The sequence below is a fragment of the Duganella sp. S19_KUP01_CR8 genome, assembly GCF_036688705.1.
GTDB lineage: Bacteria > Pseudomonadota > Gammaproteobacteria > Burkholderiales > Burkholderiaceae_D > Rugamonas.
On the sequence record NZ_JAQQPR010000006.1, the window covers coordinates 186,651 to 205,285 of the forward strand.

The 18,635-nt window shown below is 63.5% G+C and carries 16 protein-coding genes; 11 read left to right on the top strand and 5 right to left on the bottom strand.

Annotation, left to right across the window (positions count from 1 at the left end; all coding sequences use genetic code 11):
* Nucleotide 1: 1 nt before the first annotated feature.
* A complete protein-coding gene (locus V6M89_RS08440) occupies nt 2-1,948 on the bottom strand; it encodes an AMP-binding protein (protein ID WP_442881959.1) in 1,947 nt (648 codons plus the stop codon).
* Nucleotides 1,949-2,087: 139 nt separating this feature from the next.
* Here V6M89_RS08440 and V6M89_RS08445 point away from each other — a divergent pair, with 139 nt between their 5' ends.
* The 7 genes from V6M89_RS08445 (at nt 2,088) to V6M89_RS08475 (ending at nt 8,187) form a co-directional block, all read left to right on the top strand.
* Complete coding sequence (locus tag V6M89_RS08445) at nt 2,088-2,777, top strand: Crp/Fnr family transcriptional regulator (protein WP_116991220.1); 690 nt, start codon at nt 2,088-2,090, stop codon at nt 2,775-2,777.
* A gap of 529 nt (nt 2,778-3,306) precedes the next feature.
* A complete protein-coding gene (locus tag V6M89_RS08450) occupies nt 3,307-5,121 on the top strand; it encodes an aminopeptidase P family protein (protein WP_332852772.1) in 1,815 nt (604 codons plus the stop codon).
* Nucleotides 5,118-5,375, top strand: a complete 258-nt coding sequence (locus tag V6M89_RS08455) for a hypothetical protein (RefSeq protein ID WP_116991218.1) — start codon at nt 5,118-5,120, stop codon at nt 5,373-5,375. Before V6M89_RS08450 ends, V6M89_RS08455 begins: the two co-directional genes overlap by 4 nt.
* 24 nt (nt 5,376-5,399) lie before the next feature.
* Nucleotides 5,400-6,146 (top strand): MgtC/SapB family protein, encoded by a 747-nt coding sequence (locus tag V6M89_RS08460; RefSeq protein ID WP_332852773.1) that lies wholly within the window; start codon nt 5,400-5,402, stop codon nt 6,144-6,146.
* Between the two features lies 1 nt (nt 6,147).
* Nucleotides 6,148-6,765 carry a DUF924 family protein gene (locus V6M89_RS08465; RefSeq protein ID WP_332852774.1) on the top strand — a complete coding sequence of 206 codons (618 nt, stop codon included), beginning with the start codon at nt 6,148-6,150 and terminating at the stop codon, nt 6,763-6,765.
* Nucleotides 6,765-7,589, top strand: a complete 825-nt coding sequence (locus tag V6M89_RS08470) for a Rossmann-like and DUF2520 domain-containing protein (RefSeq protein WP_332852775.1) — start codon at nt 6,765-6,767, stop codon at nt 7,587-7,589. The genes V6M89_RS08465 and V6M89_RS08470 overlap by 1 nt, the downstream gene beginning before the upstream one ends.
* Nucleotides 7,590-7,824: 235 nt before the next feature.
* Nucleotides 7,825-8,187 carry a hypothetical protein gene (locus V6M89_RS08475; RefSeq protein ID WP_026334793.1) on the top strand — a complete coding sequence of 121 codons (363 nt, stop codon included), beginning with the start codon at nt 7,825-7,827 and terminating at the stop codon, nt 8,185-8,187.
* Between the two features lie 101 nt (nt 8,188-8,288).
* On the opposite strand, the gene V6M89_RS08480 is transcribed toward V6M89_RS08475, so the two are convergent.
* Nucleotides 8,289-8,879, bottom strand: coding sequence for a molybdopterin-dependent oxidoreductase (locus V6M89_RS08480; RefSeq protein ID WP_332852776.1), 591 nt, complete (start codon nt 8,877-8,879; stop codon nt 8,289-8,291).
* 42 nt (nt 8,880-8,921) lie between these two features.
* On the opposite strand from V6M89_RS08480, the gene V6M89_RS08485 reads away from it, so the two are divergent.
* Both V6M89_RS08485 and V6M89_RS08490 read left to right on the top strand, forming a co-directional pair.
* Nucleotides 8,922-9,527: an alpha-ketoglutarate-dependent dioxygenase AlkB family protein gene (locus V6M89_RS08485; protein ID WP_332852777.1), complete on the top strand. Its 606-nt coding sequence runs from the start codon at nt 8,922-8,924 to the stop codon at nt 9,525-9,527.
* Nucleotides 9,528-9,710: 183 nt separating this feature from the next.
* Nucleotides 9,711-10,298, top strand: a complete 588-nt coding sequence (locus V6M89_RS08490) for an outer membrane beta-barrel protein (protein WP_332852778.1) — start codon at nt 9,711-9,713, stop codon at nt 10,296-10,298.
* Nucleotides 10,299-10,401: 103 nt separating this feature from the next.
* On the opposite strand, the gene ettA is transcribed toward V6M89_RS08490, so the two are convergent.
* Both ettA and rarD read right to left on the bottom strand, forming a co-directional pair.
* Nucleotides 10,402-12,069: an energy-dependent translational throttle protein EttA gene (ettA, locus tag V6M89_RS08495; RefSeq protein WP_116991210.1), complete on the bottom strand. Its 1,668-nt coding sequence runs from the start codon at nt 12,067-12,069 to the stop codon at nt 10,402-10,404.
* Between the two features lie 82 nt (nt 12,070-12,151).
* Nucleotides 12,152-13,027: an EamA family transporter RarD gene (gene rarD, locus V6M89_RS08500; protein ID WP_332852779.1), complete on the bottom strand. Its 876-nt coding sequence runs from the start codon at nt 13,025-13,027 to the stop codon at nt 12,152-12,154.
* A gap of 227 nt (nt 13,028-13,254) precedes the next feature.
* Here rarD and V6M89_RS08505 point away from each other — a divergent pair, with 227 nt between their 5' ends.
* Together V6M89_RS08505 and V6M89_RS08510 are read left to right on the top strand one after the other, a co-directional pair.
* Nucleotides 13,255-15,135 (top strand): potassium transporter Kup, encoded by a 1,881-nt coding sequence (locus V6M89_RS08505; protein ID WP_332852780.1) that lies wholly within the window; start codon nt 13,255-13,257, stop codon nt 15,133-15,135.
* A 126-nt stretch (nt 15,136-15,261) separates the two neighbouring features.
* The gene (locus V6M89_RS08510) at nt 15,262-16,122 is read left to right on the top strand and encodes an FKBP-type peptidyl-prolyl cis-trans isomerase (RefSeq protein ID WP_332852781.1); all 861 of its coding nucleotides are present in this window, start codon (nt 15,262-15,264) and stop codon (nt 16,120-16,122) included.
* Between the two features lie 72 nt (nt 16,123-16,194).
* Here V6M89_RS08510 and V6M89_RS08515 read toward each other — a convergent pair whose 3' ends face one another.
* The gene (locus tag V6M89_RS08515; RefSeq protein WP_332852782.1) at nt 16,195-18,624 is read right to left on the bottom strand and encodes an ABC transporter permease; all 2,430 of its coding nucleotides are present in this window, start codon (nt 18,622-18,624) and stop codon (nt 16,195-16,197) included.
* Between the last annotated feature and the right edge of the window lie 11 nt (nt 18,625-18,635).

The window sequence follows — 18,635 nt, forward strand, 5'->3', positions numbered from 1 at the left end:
ATCATGCCGCTGCTTTGATGGCAGGGAAAGTCTTGCTGGACTCGATCTTCAGGTCCGCCGCCACCAGCCCGCTGCGTCCATCCTCGAACTTGACTTGCGTTTCGATGAATTGCGACTGCTTGCCGCTGTAGAGCGCCTCGATCAGCACCGCGTACTTCTCGGCGATGAACTTGCGGCGCACCTTGCGGGTGCGGGTCAGCTCATCGTCGTCGGGATCGAGCTCCTTGTGCAGCACCAGGTAGCGGTGGATCTGCGTGTCGCTCATCATCGGCTCGGCGGCCAGGTCGGCGTTGACCTGCTCGATACAGTCGCGCACCAGGCCATACACCTGCGGGTGCGCGGCCAGGTCGGTGTAGCCGGAATAGGCGATGCTGCGGCGTTCGGCCCAGTTGCCCACGGCTTCCATGTCGATATTGATGAAGGCGCAGACCTCGTCGCGTTTGTCGCCGAACACCACCGCCTCTTTGATGAAGGGGAAGAACTTGAGTTTGTTCTCCACATAATTGGGCGCGAAGATGGCGCCGCCGTTCATCTTGCCGACGTCCGCCGCGCGGTCGATGATCTTCAGGTGGCCTTCGTGGTCGAACAGGCCGGCGTCGCCGGTGTGGAAGTAGCCTTCGGCGTCGATCGCTTCGCTGGTGGCGTCGGGGCGCTTGTAGTAGCAGTCCATCAATGTTGGTGACCTGACCAATACCTCGCCGTTATCGGCCAGCTTGACCTCGACCCCGGGCGCCGGCAGGCCGACGCTGTCGAACTTGATCTGGCCGTCCGGTTGCAGACATATATAAGCGCAGGTTTCGGTGGAGCCGTAGAACTGCTTCAGGTTGACGCCGATGGAGCGGTAGAAGCGGAACAGGTCCGGGCCGATCGCGGCGCCGGCCGTGTAGGCGACCCGTACGCGCGACAGTCCGAGCACGTTTTTCAGCGGGCCGTAGACCAGCACCTGGCCGACCGCGTAGGCCAGGCGGTCGGACAGCGGCACCGGTTTGCCGTCCAGGATGGCGGCGCCGCTGCGGCGCGCCACCGCCATGAAGTGATGGAACATGCGGCGCTTGATGGCGCCGGCGTCCTCCATCCGTATCATCACGGTGGTGAGCATGTTCTCGAACACGCGCGGCGGGGCGAAGTAATAAGTAGGGCCGATTTCGCGCATATCGGTCATGACGGTGTCGCCGGATTCGGGGCAGTTGACGGTGAAGCCGGCCGTCATCGCCTGCGCGAAGGAGAACAGGCAGTCGCCCACCCAGGCCATCGGCAGGTAGGACAGGATGTCTTCCTCGTCGGTGAGGTTCTCGAAACCGACGCCGCCGGTGCCGGCCGCGATCAGCGCGCTGTGGGTCTGGCACACGCCTTTTGGTTTGCCGGTGGTGCCGGAGGTGTACAGGATGATGGCGTTGTCGCCGCCCTTGCCGGCTTGGACGGCGGCGTCGAACATGCCGGGATTGGCCTTGTCCCAGTCGCGGCCCAGTTCTTGCAGGCGGGCGAAGGACAGCAGGCCTTGCTGGCGGTAGTGGCGCATGCCGCGCTCGTCGTCGTAGGCCACGTGCGCGACATGGGGGTACAGGCTTTGCAATTCCGTCAACTTGTCGACCTGTTCCTGGTCTTCGACGATGGCGTAGCGGATTTCGGCGTTTTCCAGCACGTAGGCCATGTCGGCGGCCGGGGCGTCCTGGTACAGCGGCACCGGCACGCCGCCCAGGCATTGCGCGGCCAGCATCGACCAGTAGAGGCGGGGGCGGTTGTCGCCGATGATGGCCAGGTTCATGCCGCGCTGGAAGCCGATGGCGGCCAGGCCGCAGGCCAGCGCGCGCACTTCGTCGTTGACCTGGGCCCAGGTCCAGCTTTGCCAGATGCCCAGGTATTTTTCCCGGAATGCGGGTTTGCCCGGACGGAGCCGACCATGGGTCAGCAGCCAACGCGGGAACGTCTCGTTCTGTGTATGCACCAGTGTCTCCTGTTGCTGTTTGCTCGTACTTGTTAAACTTCTGATACGGCAGCCTTTTTATGTGATGATATTAGCCTGCCGCCGGGAGTCAGGTTGTCTTTTCGGCGACATTTGACCGAACTTTCCATATTGCGTTGCAATAATGCCTAATCGACATCAAATTACTCTCAAGGAATCATTGCGCACGGCGATCTGGGCCCAGGGTCTGACGCCTGAACAAATGGCGCGCGTGGAGGCCGAGACCTTTGAAACTTTCGTTCCGAAGGGTGGTTATGTTTGCCGCAAGGGTGAAATGGTCGAGCATTGGCTGGGGATTATGGAGGGCATGGTCAAGATGACTAATTTCTCGGCGGCCGGTAAAAGCGTGTCATTTACCGGCGTGCCACCCGGCGGCTGGTTTGGCGAGGGTTCGATATTAAAGCGGGAGATATTGAAATACGATGCGATGACATTGCGCGATAGCCGTATCGCCCGCATGCCGATGTCCACTTTTCACTGGTTGCTGGACACCAGTTTGCCATTCACGCGGTTTTTATTGATGCAGTTGAATGAGCGGTTGGGGCAGTTTATCGGCATGGTGGAAAATGACCGTTTATTAAATCCCGATACCCGCGTGGCGCGCTGTCTGGTTTCCATGTTCAATTCCCATCTTTATCCGGGCTTGGAGAAACTGGTGCAGATATCGCAGGAGGAATTGGGCCTGCTGTCCGGCGCTTCGCGCCAGCGCGCCAATCAGGCGTTACAGCTGCTGGAGAAACAAGGCTTATTAAGTCTTGATTACGGCGGCATCCGCATACTCGATCTCGAAGGCCTGCGCCGCTACGAGGCGTGAATTCGCGGAGCCCCAACTTCTTGGGGTGAGCTCCCACCTCAATCCCCCGTCCAGTTGTGCCCATCAATACTGAAAGGCGCAGCCACGCCCGTTGTCCATGCTAATTATTGGCGTGTTTGCGCCAAATTCCAGCTTTTATCCGTTGCCGAGCACAGGTTCGCCTCGTGAAAATTTAGAAAATAGATTTAAAAATTAATTCGCGAGAATAAATTAAATCTTATGGAAGACTCGAATAACAGCTAAATCGTCATTCCCGCGAAAGCGGGAATCCATACTCCGGTACGCAGGATACTGGGCATGGGTTCCCGCTTTCGCGGGAACGACCGTTGTTTCGAGATTCGCTGATGGTTGGCTGCACACCAGTTGCCACTCGCGCAGATTATTGGGAAACAGGCTGAGCGATTAAAACCATTTGATCTGTCGCTTGTTCGAGGGTAAATCAAAGTTCTAAACCTATGCGTCAGACAATCGCGGTATCATAGCGACAAGCTATGCCGCATCGGCGGCGCACCGGAAATTGACCTCAGCCATGCATATTCCAGATACTTCCCACGTCGTCGAGCGCCTGGCGTTGTTGCGCGCGGCGATGCGTCAACAGCAGATCGACGCGCTGATCGTGCCGTCCGCCGATCCCCATTTGTCCGAATATCTGCCGTCGCGCTGGCAGGGCCGTGAATGGTTGTCGGGTTTCACCGGCTCGGTTGGCACATTTATTATCACGCCCGAATTCGCCGGCATCTGGACCGACGCCCGTTATTGGACCCAGGCCGACCAGCAACTGGCCAATACCGGCATCCAGCTGATGAAGCTGACCTCCGGCGCCAGCGTGCAATATGTCGACTGGCTGGCCGCCCATTTGAAACCAGGCCAGACGGCGGCCGTCGATGGCGCCGTGCTCGGCCTGTCCATCGCCCGCCTGCTGGAACAGGCGCTGCAGGCCAAGGATGTTGCGCTGCGCACCGATCTTGACCTGCTCGGCCAGGTCTGGACCGACCGCCCCGCGCTCCCGGCCGCGCCGGTGTACGAACACCTGCCGCCCTACGCCTCCAAGACCCGCATCGGCAAACTGGCTGATTTGCGCATTGCAATGAAGCAACTTGGGGCGCAGCGCCACCTGATTTCGACGCTGGACGACATCGCCTACCTGTTCAACCTGCGCGGCGCCGACGTCAACTACAACCCGATTTTCCTGTCCCACGCGCTGATCGGCCCGGCCCGCGCCACGCTGTTTGTCGCCGACGGCAAGGTTGCGCCGGAGCTGCGCGCCACTTTGGCGGAGGATGGCGTCGATGTCGTGCCTTACCAAGCGGCGGCCGCCGCGCTGGCCGAGCTGCCTGCCGACAGTACATTGCTGATCGATCCGCGCCGCCTCACCTACGGCACGCGCCAGTGGATACCGGCCACGGTCCGGGTGATCGAGGCGATCAACCCGACCACCTTCGCCAAATCGAAGAAAAGCGAGGCCGATGCGGCGCACGTGCGCGCCACGATGGAGCAGGACGGCGCCGCCCTGTGCGAATTCTTCACCTGGCTGGAGCAAACGCTGGCCGATCCGCAGCGCCCGGCGCTGACCGAACTGGCCATCGACCGTGAAATCACGGCCGCGCGCGGACGCCGTCCGGGCTTCGTCAGCCCCAGCTTCTCCACCATCGCCGGCTTCCGCTCCAACGGCGCGATCATGCATTACCGCGCCACCGAAGCCCAGCACGCCGTCATCGAAGGCGACGGCCTGCTGCTGATCGACTCCGGCGGCCAGTACGTGGGCGGCACCACCGACATCACCCGCGTGGTCGGCGTCGGCGCCATCACCGGCGAGCACAAACGCGATTTCACGCTGGTGCTCAAGGGCGTGATCGCCCTGTCCTCGGCGCGCTTCCCGCGCGGGACCAAATCACCGATGCTCGACGCCATCGCCCGCGCGCCGCTGTGGGCCGAAGGCCTGGACTTCGGCCACGGCACCGGCCACGGCGTCGGCTACTTCCTCAACGTGCACGAAGGCCCGCAGTCGATTTCGCAATCGGCGATGCCGGAGCCGCACACCGCCATGGAACCAGGCATGATTACATCGATAGAACCGGGCTTGTACCGCCCCGGCAAGTGGGGCATCCGGATTGAAAACCTGGTGCTCAACCGTCCCGCGGGCCAGACCGAATTCGGCGAGTTCCTCGATTTCGAGACGCTGACCCTGTGTCCGATCGACACCCGCTGCATCGAGCCCTCGCTGCTGCGGGACGACGAGAAACGTTGGCTGAACGACTATCACGCGACAGTGCGCCAGCGTCTGCGCCCGCTGCTGTCCGGCGCCGCGCTGGCGTGGCTGGAAACCCGCACGGAGGCGCTGTGAGCGGCCGCGCAACCCGGGCCACGACGGCCGTCGACCGTCTCAAGGTTCGTAGTGGAAATGCCAAGTATTCGATGTCGCGCACCGGCAGCGGCCATTTCTTCCTGACCGAAGGCCCCGGCCAGCCGCCGCTGTGCGCGCCGCTGGAGCTCGACGACTTCGTCGCCTTCGTCAACGGCATTTCGCCGGGGCCGCCCCGGCGCGTCAGCAAGCTCGATGTCGCGTTCGAAAAACAGCTCGTTAAAAAAACACCGTAGCGCCACCACTGAAAGAGACCACGCATGCCACCGATCGAGTTCCTGTTTGCTTACTGGTCTGCCCATGAAATCGCCACCAACGGCGTAATCTTGCTGAATCTGGTCGGCGCGTTGCTGCTCGGCCTGATGGTCGGTTACGAGCGTTCGTATCATGGTCGAGCGGCAGGCATGCGCACTTACGGGCTGGTATGCATGGCGTCCGCCGCGCTGACGGTGATCGGCGGCTATCCCAGCGAGTGGTTCGGCGGCCATGCCGGCCACACCATCCTGACCTCCGACCCGACCCGCATCGTGCAAGGCATCGTCACCGGCATCGGCTTCCTCGGGGCCGGCGTCATCATGCGCGAAGGCTTTAATATCAGCGGCCTGACGACGGCGGCCTCGATCTGGGCCTCGTCGGTGATCGGCGTGATGGTCGGTATCGGTTTCTACCTGGGCGCGATGGGGCTGGCGGTGCTGTGCGCCGGCGCGATGATCCTGCTGACCAGGGTCGAGGCCTGGCTGCCGTCGCGGCATGCGATCGCGATCACCATGCGCTTCAAGGCCGGCTATCTGCCGCAGGAGCCGGCGCTGCGCGCGATGGCGCTGCAACGCGGCTACGAAATCGCCGGCGGCTCGATGATGATAGGCAGCGACGGCGGCATGCAGGAATGGCGCTTCGTCGCGATCGCGCTGAGCAAGCGTAGCGGCGCGCCGATGTCGGTGCTGTCGGCCGAATTGGCGCAATTCGACGGCATCCACAGCTTCCAACTCTCGCACGCACGCAACTAACATGAGCATGAACGAACAAGCCAGGGCAGTATTCGATTTCTGGTTCCAGCCCTCCCCAAGGCAGGCCGCCGACGCGACGCGCCGCGAGTGGTTCCAGAAGAACGACGATTTCGACCGCGAGATCGCCAGCCGTTTCGGCGCGCTGATCGAGCAGGCGCTGGCCGGCGGCCTGCATGCGTGGGATGCGGAAGGCCCGCAGTCCGCGCTGGCGCGCATCCTGGTGCTGGACCAGTTCTGCCGCAACGTCCACCGCGGCACGCCGCTGGCCTTTGCCGGCGACCCGCAAGCCTTGCAGGCGGCGCTCAATATGGTCGAGGCCGGACAAGACCTGGCGCTGCCGTCCTTGCAGCGCGCTTTTGTTTACCTGCCGTTCGAGCACGCGGAGGATATGGCGATGCAGGAGCAGTCCGTGGCCCTGTACACCCGCATGGCGGACGCCGGGCGCGACACGATGCCGCCAGCCACCAGCCAGGCCATCGCCGGCATGCTCGATTTCGCCCATCGCCACCGGGAGGTGATACGCCGCTTCGGCCGCTTCCCGCACCGTAACGCCATCCTTGGCCGCGCGTCGACGCCGGAAGAACAGGCGTTTTTGCAGCAGCCGGGGTCCGGTTTCTGATGGCGACCCTCAACCTGATCGGCGCCGGCCATGTCGGTCGCGTGTTGGGACGTTTGCTGGCGACACATGGCGGTTTCCAGGTGCAGCAGGTGCTGACGCGCTCCGCCGCCTCGGCCCAGGCGGGCGTGGATTTCGTCGGCAGCGGCGCGCCGGTGGAGCGCTACGATCAATTGCAGCCGGCCGATATCCATGTGCTGGCCGTCGGCGACGACCAGATCGCCGGCGCCTGCGCCGCGCTGGCGCAGGCGGTACCGCTGCAAGGCAGCATCGTGTTCCATTGCAGCGGCGCGCTGGCGTCCGGCCAGTTGCAGGCGGCGCGCGATGCGGGCGCGCTGGTCGCCAGCGTCCATCCGATCCGCAGCTTTGCCGATCCGGCGGCGGTGGCTGCCCAATTTTCAGGCACCTTCTGCGGCATCGAGGGTGACGCCGCCGCGCTGGCCGTGCTGACGCCGGCCTTGCAGGCGATCGGCGCGCAGCCGGTGCCGATCGACGCCTCGGCCAAGACCGTGTACCACGCCGCCGCCGTCTTCGCCAGCAACTACCTGGTGACGGTGCTGGACGCCGCCCTGCGCGCCTACATGGCGGCCGGCATCCCGGAGGCGGTGGCGCGCCAGATGGCGCAGCCGCTGGCCAGCGAGTCGATGGCCAATGTGTTCCGGCTCGGCGCCGCCGCCGCGCTCAGCGGCCCGATCGCGCGCGGCGACATGGTGACTGTGGATCGCCAACAACGGGCGGTCGATCAGTGGGACAGATCAACTGGCGAACTTTACCGGGCGCTGGTGGCGCCTACCGCCGATCTGGCGCGCCGAAAACGGCAGAAATAGCCCGCCATGACGACTACGCCTCTTATCTCCTTGCAAATTACTACTTAACAACTATATTTTAAGTAGGTGTATGCTTTTCCCGTGAGCGAGCGTTGCAGTTTTATTGGTACGAATTCACAAATAAGTGGCGGGATTAGTCGACAAACCTCGGAATTAGCAATAAGCTTGTTTCTTAGAATGTTTTCTTGAAGAATCTAGCAATAAGCCGGCGCACCAATAGGATAGGGGTAAGAACATGTTATTTCTGAAGAGTACGACCGTCACGAAAGCGCCAGGGATTTACGACGTAGATATCGCCGCTAAACCACCCGGCAAGACTTTTGGTGTGTTCATGGCCACCGATCCGGACAATCCTCCGGCCGAAGTGCTGGCGGCGCTGGCGGCGATGGGTTTCAAGAACACCTACAGCGGCGGCTACACCCACAAGGACCGCGGCAAGGTGCTGGACCTGCACTTCCAGAAAGACGGCACCGACTTGTTCCAGGGCTGGAAAGCCGAAGAGATGGAAGCCAATATGGCCGCCATCACCGCGCTGTTCAGCGGCATCGGCATCACCATTGCGCCACGCGTGATGACCCTGGCCGAAGCCTACGCCTAAAAGTTGCCGTAAAAAGACCGCAGCGTCGTTGTAGCTCCTAGCCGTGCTTGCGCACTGTCTTCGTCGCTACGCCTAGCTGCGCTCATTTTACGGCAACTTTTTTAAGCCTGCACCTCGATGTGATACAAGGCCCACGGGCAGGAACCGAACCGTTCTGCGAGCGGTTTGGCCGCCATCTCGGGGACCTTGTCGGCATCGTAAATCGCCCATAGCGGACCCAGTCCGCCCAGCGCCATCGCCGCGCCATCCAGATGGGTGGCGACGATGGTGCGCTGCGCGCGCGCCTGCGCCACAGTGACCGTGGCCGCATAACCATCCACCGCACGCAACACCAGCTTGCCGCCATCGCCCAGCGATGCGCCGGCCGCCTTCATCACGTCCAGCAGCAGCGGGCCGCGCAGCGTGTGCACCTTGCCGTCGTATTCCAGCGTCGGCTGGATGGTGATGGCCGGCAGCGCGGCCAGCGCGGCGAAGTCGAAGGCGTGCGCCTTGTCGAAGCTGAGTTTTTGCTTGAACATCATCTGGTCGCGCACCGGATCGAAGCGGCCGCGGTTGACCTTGCCGACGGCGCCGGTCACGGTCAGCAGCGCCGGCCCGGCGTTGTTCGCGGTGGCTGCGGCTTGCGCGGCGGGCAGGGTGGCGGCGGCCATGCCGGCCAACGCGGCGCGGCCCAGAAACTGGCGTTTTTTCATATGAGATATCCTGGCTGACGTAGTGCCGGTATCATACCGCGCATGGACTTATTTGCCGACGACAGCGACTTGATGCCGATCCCGATCGAGGATGGCGAACTGTGGTTCCAGCAGCGGCTGGCGCTGGACCTGGCGCCGGCCGAGGCCATGCAGCGTCTGCTCGACGAAACCGACTGGCGCGAGGAACAGATCCAGGTCTGGGGCAAGCTGCACATGCAGCCGCGCCTGAGCGCCTGGCATGGCGACGCCCGCTACCGATATTCCGGCAAGCTGTTCCATCCGCTGCCCTTCACGCCTTTGCAGCTGCACATCAAGCAGGCAGTGGAACTGGCCACCGGCCGCCAGTTCAACAGCCTGCTGCTGAACTACTACCGAGACGAACGCGACCGCATGGGCTTCCATGCCGACAACGAGCCGACGCTGGGGCCGAATCCCGCCATCGCCTCGGTCAGCTTCGGCGCGGCGCGCACCTTCATCCTCAAGCACCGTACCCTGCCGAAGACCGTCAAGCTGGCGCTGGGCGACGGCTGCCTGTTGCTGATGGCGGGCAGCTTGCAGCATCACTGGCTGCACGGCATCAACAAGGAACGCGGACCCAAGGGACCGCGCATCAACCTCACTTTCCGCAATATTCTGCGCGAACCTTAAGTCTCTCTTAAGTTTGGAAGAAGCTGATTTAAGCCATCTATAATTTGGCTTACATCCTGTCACACTTCTTACTAAATCGGTGCGGACAGGTATTGGCGTGAGTGCTATCTTGGTTCCATCGCAATTCAGAGAACTGCGATCCCAAGCAAGTCCAACACTCATTTTGCTGAAAGATCCAATACCATGAAAAAAATTCTGTTCGCATTAGTTGCTTCCGCTGCCGCCCTGGCCGGCACCTCCGCTTACGCCGCCGATGACGCTGGCACCGCCTACATCGGCGCCGGTGTCGTGGGCAGCCACTACAAGTTCGACGTGCCTGGCGCAACCAGCACCTCCGACCGCAGCGGCGACAAGGCGACCGGCAAGATCTTCGCCGGCTACAACATCGACAAGACCTGGGCGGTCGAAGGCGGTTATACCGACTTTGGCAAGAAAGGTTATGACTACACGGTAGGCGGTGCGCCTGGCCACGTGCAGACCAAGGCAAGCTCGTTCTACGTTGCGGGCAAGGGCACCTACACGGTGAATGACCAGGTCGCCCTGTTCGGCAAGCTGGGCGTGGCGCGTAACCACAACGACGTCACCACCACCGGCATCGCCTCCGTCAGTGGCGACGCCAACAAGAGCGCGCTGTACGCTTCGGTTGGCGCCGAGTACGCGATCAACAAGAACGTGAAGGTCTCGCTGGAGTATGAAAACTACGGCAAGAACAACATCGACCTGGGCCGCAAAAACAGCGCGATCACCGCCGGCGTGCGCTACAACTTCTAACCCGCAAGCTTGGGGTCAGACCCCGTACGGGGTCTGACCCCGCCACGGTTCGGGGTTCGCCTCCTAGCCATAAAAAAGGCCACCTCACGGTGGCCTTCGTCGTTTACACGGTCAGTGGCTTGTAGCGGATACGCTTAGGCTTGGCGCCTTCTTCACCCAGGCGCTTCTTCTTGTCGGCTTCGTATTCCTGATAGTTACCGTCGAAGAAGGTGACCTGCGAGTTGCCTTCGAACGCCAGGATGTGGGTGGCGATACGGTCCAGGAACCAGCGATCGTGGGAGATCACCAGCACGGAACCGGCGAACTCCAGCAGCGCATCTTCCAGCGCGCGCAGGGTTTCCACGTCCAGATCGTTCGACGGTTCATCCAGCAGCAACACGTTGCCGCCCTTGAGCAGCGTCTTGGCCAGGTGCAGGCGGCCGCGTTCACCGCCGGACAGGTTGCCGACGATCTTCTGCTGGTCCGAACCCTTGAAGTTGAAGCGGCCCAGGTAGGCGCGCGACGGCATGTCGAAACGGCCGACGCTGAGCATGTCGGCGCCGCCGGACACGTCCTCGAACACGCTCTTGCTGTCGCTCAGCGTATCGCGGCTCTGGTCCACCAGCGAGATGCGGGCGGTCTGGCCGATCACCACTTCGCCGCTGTCCGGCTTGTCGAGGCCGGCGATCATCTTGAACAGCGTCGATTTACCGGCGCCGTTCGGGCCGATGATGCCGACGATGGCGCCCGGCGGAATCGTGAACGACACATTGTCGATCAGCAGGCGGTCGCCAAACGCTTTCGAGACGTTCTTGAACTCGATCACTTCGTTACCCAGACGCTCGGCCACAGGGATGAAGATCTCCTGGGTCTCGTTGCGTTTCTGGTATTCGTACTCGCTCAGCTCGTTGAAGCGGGCCAGGCGGGCCTTGGACTTGGCCTGGCGCGCCTTAGGATTCTGGCGCGACCATTCCAATTCCTTCTGCAGCGCTTTCTGGCGCGCGGATTCGGTCGATTCTTCCTGCTTCAGGCGGTTGGACTTCTGGTCCAGCCACGACGAGTAGTTGCCCTTCCATGGAATGCCATGGCCGCGGTCCAGTTCCAGGATCCATTCGGCGGCGTTGTCGAGGAAGTAGCGATCGTGGGTGATGCCGACCACGGTGCCCGGGAAGCGCAGCAGGAATTGTTCGAGCCAATCGACGGACTCGGCGTCCAAGTGGTTGGTCGGTTCGTCGAGCAGCAGCATGTCCGGCTTGGACAGCAGCAGCTTGCACAGCGCCACGCGGCGCTTTTCACCACCGGACAGCACGCCGATCTTGGCGTCCCAAGGCGGCAGGCGCAGCGCGTCGGCGGCCATTTCCAGTTGCAGGTTCAGGTTGCCGCCGTCGGAGGTCGAGATGATCGCTTCCAGACGTGCCTGCTCGGTGGCGAGGGCGTCGAAGTCGGCGTCTTCCTCGGCGTAGGCGGCGTACACGGCTTCCAGCTTGGCTTGCGCCTCAAACACTTCGCCCAGGCCCGATTCGACTTCCTCGCGCACGGTTTTTTCGGGATCCAGCTGCGGTTCCTGCGGCAGGTAGCCGATGTTCAGGCCCGGCATCGGCACGGCTTCGCCCTGGATGTCGGTATCGATGCCTGCCATAATTTTCAGCAAGGTCGACTTACCGGAGCCGTTCAGGCCCAGCACGCCGATCTTTGCGCCCGGGAAGAAGGACAGCGAAATATCTTTCAGAATCTGGCGCTTGGGCGGGACGATTTTGCCCACCTTGTTCATGGTATAGACGTAATTTGCCATTGAGAATCTCAGTAAGAATTTTTTAATTGCGTAGAAATGCAAGGAAGGACGACAGGATACGATAAATCCCGCCGTCCGCCCACTATTTAGCGCGTTTGCCGGCCCACAGCCCCTCGGCCACATACAACGCCAGCGCGGTCCAGATGATGGCGAAGCCGATCAGCCGCGCCGCCGGGAAGCTTTCATGGAACACCCACACGCCCAGCAGCGCCTGCATGGTGGGCGACAGGTATTGCAGCAGGCCCAGCACCGACATCGGGATCTTGCGCGCGCCGGCCGCGAACATCACCAGCGGTATCGCGGTGATCGGCCCGGCCGCCGCCAGCAGCCAGCGGGTGCTATCGTACGGGGTGTTGATGAAGGTGTTGTGGCCGTTCAGCGTCAGCCACACCACATACACCAGCGCCAGCGGGAACAGCAACATGGTTTCCAGCGACAGGCCTTCCAGCGCCGCCAGCGCGGCGGTCTTGCGCAGCAGGCCGTAGCCGCCGAAGGTCAGGCCTAAAATCAAGGCAATCCACGGCACCTGGCCGGCCGACCAGGTCAGCCACAGCACGCCGCTGGCCGCCACGCCGATGGCGATCCACTGGCCGCGGCGCAGTTTTTCCTTCAGCACCAACAGTCCCAGCAGCACATTGATCAGCGGATTGATGAAGTAGCCCAGGCTGGCGTCGATCACGTGGCCGTTGTTGACCGACCAGATGTAGACGAACCAGTTGGCCGTCAGCAGCAGCGCCGAGGCGACAAAGCTGGCCAGCACGCGCGGATTGCGCAGCACCTTCGGCAGCCACTTCCATTGCTGGCGCGCGGTCAGCACCAGGCCCAGGAACAACAGCGACCACAGCATGCGGTGCGCCAGGATTTCCATCGCCGGCACCTCGCCGATGGCGTGGAAATACAGCGGGAACAAGCCCCAGCAAAAGAACGCGAATGTGGCGTAAACAATACCTATGTTCATGGGGAGCGACGGCGGGGCGGAGGGCAAGGTCTGCCATTATCGCCTAAATGGCGCGCCGCCGCTGCCGGGCCAGTCGCCGCGCCTGCCGCCGAACTCGCGCTTCAGCCCGCACCAGCGTACACTGGCGATATTGAATTTTTGGAATGCCCTTCCATGCGAAAATCTCCTTGCCTTTTGCAAATACTTATCCTATTGTGCAATGCACCAAAACAACAACAGGTGCAATCTTGACCGAGCAACATAAGAAAAGCAGCCTCGTCGCCCTGACGCTGGCTGCGGTAGGCATCGTCTACGGCGACATCGGTACCAGTCCCCTCTACACCCTCAAAACCATCTTCGATCCCGAGCACGGCCTGGCGCTGAGCGAGTTCAACCTGCTGGGCATCATCTCGCTGATTTTCTGGGGCCTGACGATGATCGTCTCGCTCAAATACGTCACGCTGGTGCTGCGCGCCGACAACCGCGGCGAGGGCGGCATCATGGCGCTGATGGCGCTGGTGCTCAATTCGGTCAGCAAGGCCGCGCCGCGCTGGCACTATCCGCTGATGCTGCTGGGCGTGTTCGGCGCCACCATGTTCTACGGCGACAGCGTCATCACGCCGGCCATCTCGGTGCTGAGCGCGATGGAGGGCCTGGAAGTGGCCGCGCCGGGGCTGGAACAGTACATCGTGCCGCTGACCATCATCGTGCTGGTCACGCTGTACGCGGTGCAGCGCCATGGCACGGCCGGCATCGGCCGCCTGTTCGGCCCGGTGATGATGGTGTGGTTCGCCGCGCTGGCGGTCATGGGCCTGGTCAACATCGTCGAAGCGCCGCAGATCCTGTGGGCGCTCAATCCGTGGAACGCCTTCCGCTTCATGATCCAGAACCGCATGATCGCCTTCGTCGCGCTGGGCGCGGTGGTGCTGGCCTTCACCGGCGCCGAGGCGCTGTACGCCGACATGGGCCACTTCGGCAAGAAGCCGATCCGCGCCGCCTGGTTCCTGGTGGTGTTCCCCGCGCTGGCGCTGAACTACCTGGGCCAGGGCGCGCTGCTGCTGGTCCACCCGGAAGCCATCACCAATCCCTTCTTCCAGCAGCTCGGCGCGTGGAGCGTCTACCCGCTGGTGGTGCTGTCGACGATGGCGACCGTGATCGCCTCGCAGGCCACCATCTCCGGCACCTTCTCGATGACCAAGCAGGCCATCGCCCTCGGCCTGCTGCCGCGCATGCGCGTGGTGCACACCTCCGAGCGTGAAATCGGCCAGATCTACATCCCGGCCGTCAACTGGCTGCAACTGGCGGTGGTGCTGCTGGCGGTGATCGGTTTTGGTTCGTCGGACAAGCTGGCCGGCGCCTACGGCATCGCGGTGACGGCGACCATGCTGGCCACCACCTTCCTGACCTTCTTCGTCACCCGCTACCGCTGGCACATGCCGCTGGCGCTGTGCCTGGCCGCCACCGGCTTCTTCATCATCATGGACATCATGCTGTTCTCGGCCAGCACGCTCAAGCTGTTCCACGGCGGCTGGTTCCCGCTGCTGCTGGGCGCCGTGCTGTTCACCGTGATGCTGACCTGGAAGCGCGGCCGCGAGCTGGTGTTCCAGAACTTGCAGAAGCACGCGATCCCGCTGGAAGACTTCCTGGCTTCGTTGTTCGTGGCGCCGCCGACGCGGGTCTACGGCACCGCCATCTTCCTGCGCGGCGAAAGCGACGGCGTGCCGCACGCGCTGCTGCACAACCTGTCGCACAACAAGGTGCTGCATGAACGCGTGGTGTTCTTCACGGTGCACGTGGTGGAAGAGCCATTCGTGCCGGAGGCCGAGCAGGTCAAGGTGGTGGACCTGGGCCACCAGTGCTACCAGGTGAACGTCCACTACGGCTTCAAGGACGAACCGGATATCCCGAAAGCGCTGGCCCTGTGCGATTGCCTCGGCCTGCCGTTCGAGATGATGGAGACCTCCTTCTTCATCGCCCGCCAGACGGTGATCTCGACCCCCGGCGCTGGCATGTCGACCTGGCGCGAGCACCTGTTCGTGGCGATGTCGCGCAACGCCCGCGGCGCCGCCGACTACTACCAGATTCCCACCAACCGCGTGATCGAACTTGGCACGCAAGTGGAAATTTAAGCACACTCACGGCGCTAAAAGATGTAACCGAATGTAGCGCCCGGAGCGGAGGCGGCATGGTCTGCTAAACTTCTGCTCCGAATGTGGGACCAATACGAATACTCATCAAAGGTAATCATGAAATCGATGTTTCAATATATTGCTGCCGTTGCCTGCGTAGCGGCCCTGACGGCCTGCGGCGGCGGATCGAAAGCTCCGGTGGCGGTGGTGGTGGTGCAGCCGGCGTTCAAACTGACCGATACCGTGATCGGTACCGGCGCCGCACCGAAGGCGGGCGACATTGTGGTGATCAACTTCACCGGTTACCTGTATGACTCGACCAAGGCCGATAACGGTTTCAGGGGCGCCAAAGTGGAAAGCTCGGTCGACACCGGCAAGCCGGCCCCGCCGTTCACGGTGGGCCTGGGCGCGGTGGTGGCGGGCTGGGACCAGACCGTCCTCGGCGTAGCTCCTGTCGCCGCCATGAAAATAGGCGGCAAGCGCACCGCGATCCTGCCGGCCAACCTGGTGTACGGCGCGGCCGCTCACGCTGTGCCGAGTCCTAATCCCTACGGCTACGTGGCGATTCCCGCCAATTCGCCGATGGTCTACGATTTTGAGCTGGTCGACGTCGTCCCGGGCACCGTGATCCCCAACGTGCCGCCGCCGACGACGCTGAAAATAGTCGACAACGTGACCGGTACCGGCGCTATTGCAGCCACCGGCAAGACCGTGACTGTGCGTTATACCGGTTGGGTGTATGACGGCACCCGTGCGGACTTCAAGGGTCCGCAGTTCGATACCAGCGTGGGTAAAGCCGATTTGTCGGTGGTCCTGGGCGGCAATGGCGTGATCAAAGGTTTCAATGACGGTATCATCGGCATGGCCATTGGCGGTACGCGAACCGTGACCATACCGCCTGACCAAGGTTATGGCGCAGCGGGTAGCGGCTCCATCCCCCCCAATGCGACGCTGATCTTCCAGATACAACTCATCACGGTCAACTAATCTGATCGGATGCAAATGAAAAAGGCCGGTTCCCCTGTTGAGGAAACCGGCCTTTTTTTTTGGTGCGGGCGCCTAGTCGCGCAGCGCCTGCGCCGGTGCGATGCGCATCGCCGCCAGCGTGTGGCGGGCGGTGGCCAGCGCCACGATCAGCAGCGCAAACGCCAGCGCCGCCGCCGGCGCCCAGCCGCCCAGCGGCGTGCGCGCTGCGAACCCCGCCAGATAGCGCTCGATGGCCAGCCAGGCCAGCGGTAGCCCGACCGCGGCGGCGGCCATCGTCAGCAGCAGGAACTCGCGGCTGACCAGCATCGCGATCGCCTTGCGGCCGGCGCCGTGCAGCTTGCGCAGCACGATCTCGCGCGCGCGGCGCTGCACGCTGTGCGCCGCCAGCACATAGATGCCGAAGGCGGCCAGCGCGAACACCACCGCCGTGGCGCAGGCCAGCAGCCTGGCCATGCGCACGTCGTCGGCATAGGCCTGTGCGTAGTAGCTGCCGGCCCGGCGTATCACCGGCTCGCTGGCAGGGAAGTAGCGGCTCCAGGCTGCGGCGATGTCCTGCTCCAGCACGGCGCGGCCTTGGGCATCCGGCGCGGCGCGCATGCGCACCGTCAGCAGCTGATTGTCCTGGGTGATCTGGTACATGGTCGGACGCACCGGGTCGCGCAGTGTTTCCCAGCGCAGGTCGGGCGCCACGCCGGCGATGCGGAACTGGCTGTCATTGATGCGCTGTCCCACCGCCTGCTGCGAGGACGACCAACCCAACGCCTGCACCGCCGCCTGGTTGACCACGACGTTTTGCTCGCCGTCGCTGGCCGCGCCTTCTATGCGCGGATCGAACAGGCGTCCGGCCAAGGCTTTCAGGCCATAGACGTTGAAGAAATCCGGCCCGACAAAATGCACCGATAGCGCTGTGCTGCTGCCGTCCACGCGCTTGACCGTGGTGCTGCCGTGGGTGCCGGTATGGTCGTCGCGGCCCGGTACGTCGCGGGTGTCGGCCACGCCGGCCACGCCGGGCAGTCGCGCGATGGCGTCGCGCAGCGAACGGGCGGCGGGACTGTCGCGCAGGTTCTCGCGCATCTCCACCACCAGCAGCGGTTCGGCATCGAAGCCCGGCGGCGCCGCTGCGGCGAACTGCGTCTGCCACAAGATCGCCAGCGCCACGCTGCCCATGCTCATCGCCGCGCCGAACTGCACCGCCGTCAAGACGCGCCGCAGCCACGCGCCGCTTGCGGTCTCGCCGCTGCGGTGCGCCAGCGTGATGCCCATGTCGACGCCGCGCGCCAACCAGCCCGGATAGACGCCAGCTGCCGCGCCGACCAGTGCTCCGGCCAGCAGGCACACGCCGATCGCCGCCGGCGTGAACATGCCATCCAGGCGTCTCTCCAGCAGGTCGGAGGCCAGCGGCAGCAGCAGCCACGCCAGCAGCACGCCCAGCGCGGCGGCGGCCATCGACAGCAACATCGACTCGGCCATGAACTGCGCCAGCAGCTGGCGTGTGCTGGCGCCCAGCACGCGGCGCACGGCGATCTCGCTCTGGCGGCGCAAGGTGCGCACCGTCGCCAGGTTGACGTAGTTGATCACGGCCAGCAGCAGTATCAGCAGGCCGGTGGCGCCGAGCGCCAGCACCACGCGCAAGTCGCCGCGTGGGCCGGTGCCCATGGTGTTGGCGACGCTGCGGTCGAAGTAGGCGTCGGCCAGCGGACCGAGGCCGACATCGACCAGCTTGCGCTGGCCCAGCGCCGCCTTCAATTCAGGCGTCGCCATGCTGGCCCACGGAGCACGGTCGATGACGTCCTGCAGCGCACGCTGCAGGGCTTGCGGATTGACGCCCTGGCCGGTCTTGACGTAAATGCGGCCTGATATGCCCATCCAGTTGGACAGCGCATCCTGGCGCTCCTTCTCCGGCCACAGCGCGCTGCCCACGCCGACCAGCGCGTTGAATTGCAGCGTGCTGTTGGCCGGACGGTCCGCCAGCACGGCGCGCACTTGCAGCGCCTGGCGATTGATCTCGATGGTGCGTCCCAGCGCCTGCGTGGTGCCGAACAGGCGCAGTGCGGTCTGCTGCGTCACGGCCAGGCCGTCGGGCCGGGTCAGCGCCGCGCGCAGGTCGCCGGCCAGCGCGGGCAGGCCGCTGATGGACTGGAACGCCGGGTCGACCGCCGTGACCTCCAGCTGCTGCATGCGTCCGTGCAGTTGCAGCGTGGCCTGGCGCGGCCACCAGGCGCTGGCCTCCAGCGGCACGCCGCTGCGCAGCGCCACCTCGCGCAGCGCGAACGGCGTGTACTCCATCCATTGCGGCTGCGGGATGAAGTTCAGCCGGTGCTTGATGACGAACACGCGCTCGCGCTGCGGCACGTCCCTGTCGTAGCTGAAGGAGTAGGCCACAAATCCCAGCAGCAGGAAGCAGACGGCGAAGCCGATCGCCAGCCCGAGTATCTCCACGGCGGAGTGTAGAGGATGGCGCAGCAGCAGACGCCAGCCGATGCGAAAGTCGCTAGTTTTCATTCCAGTCTCCG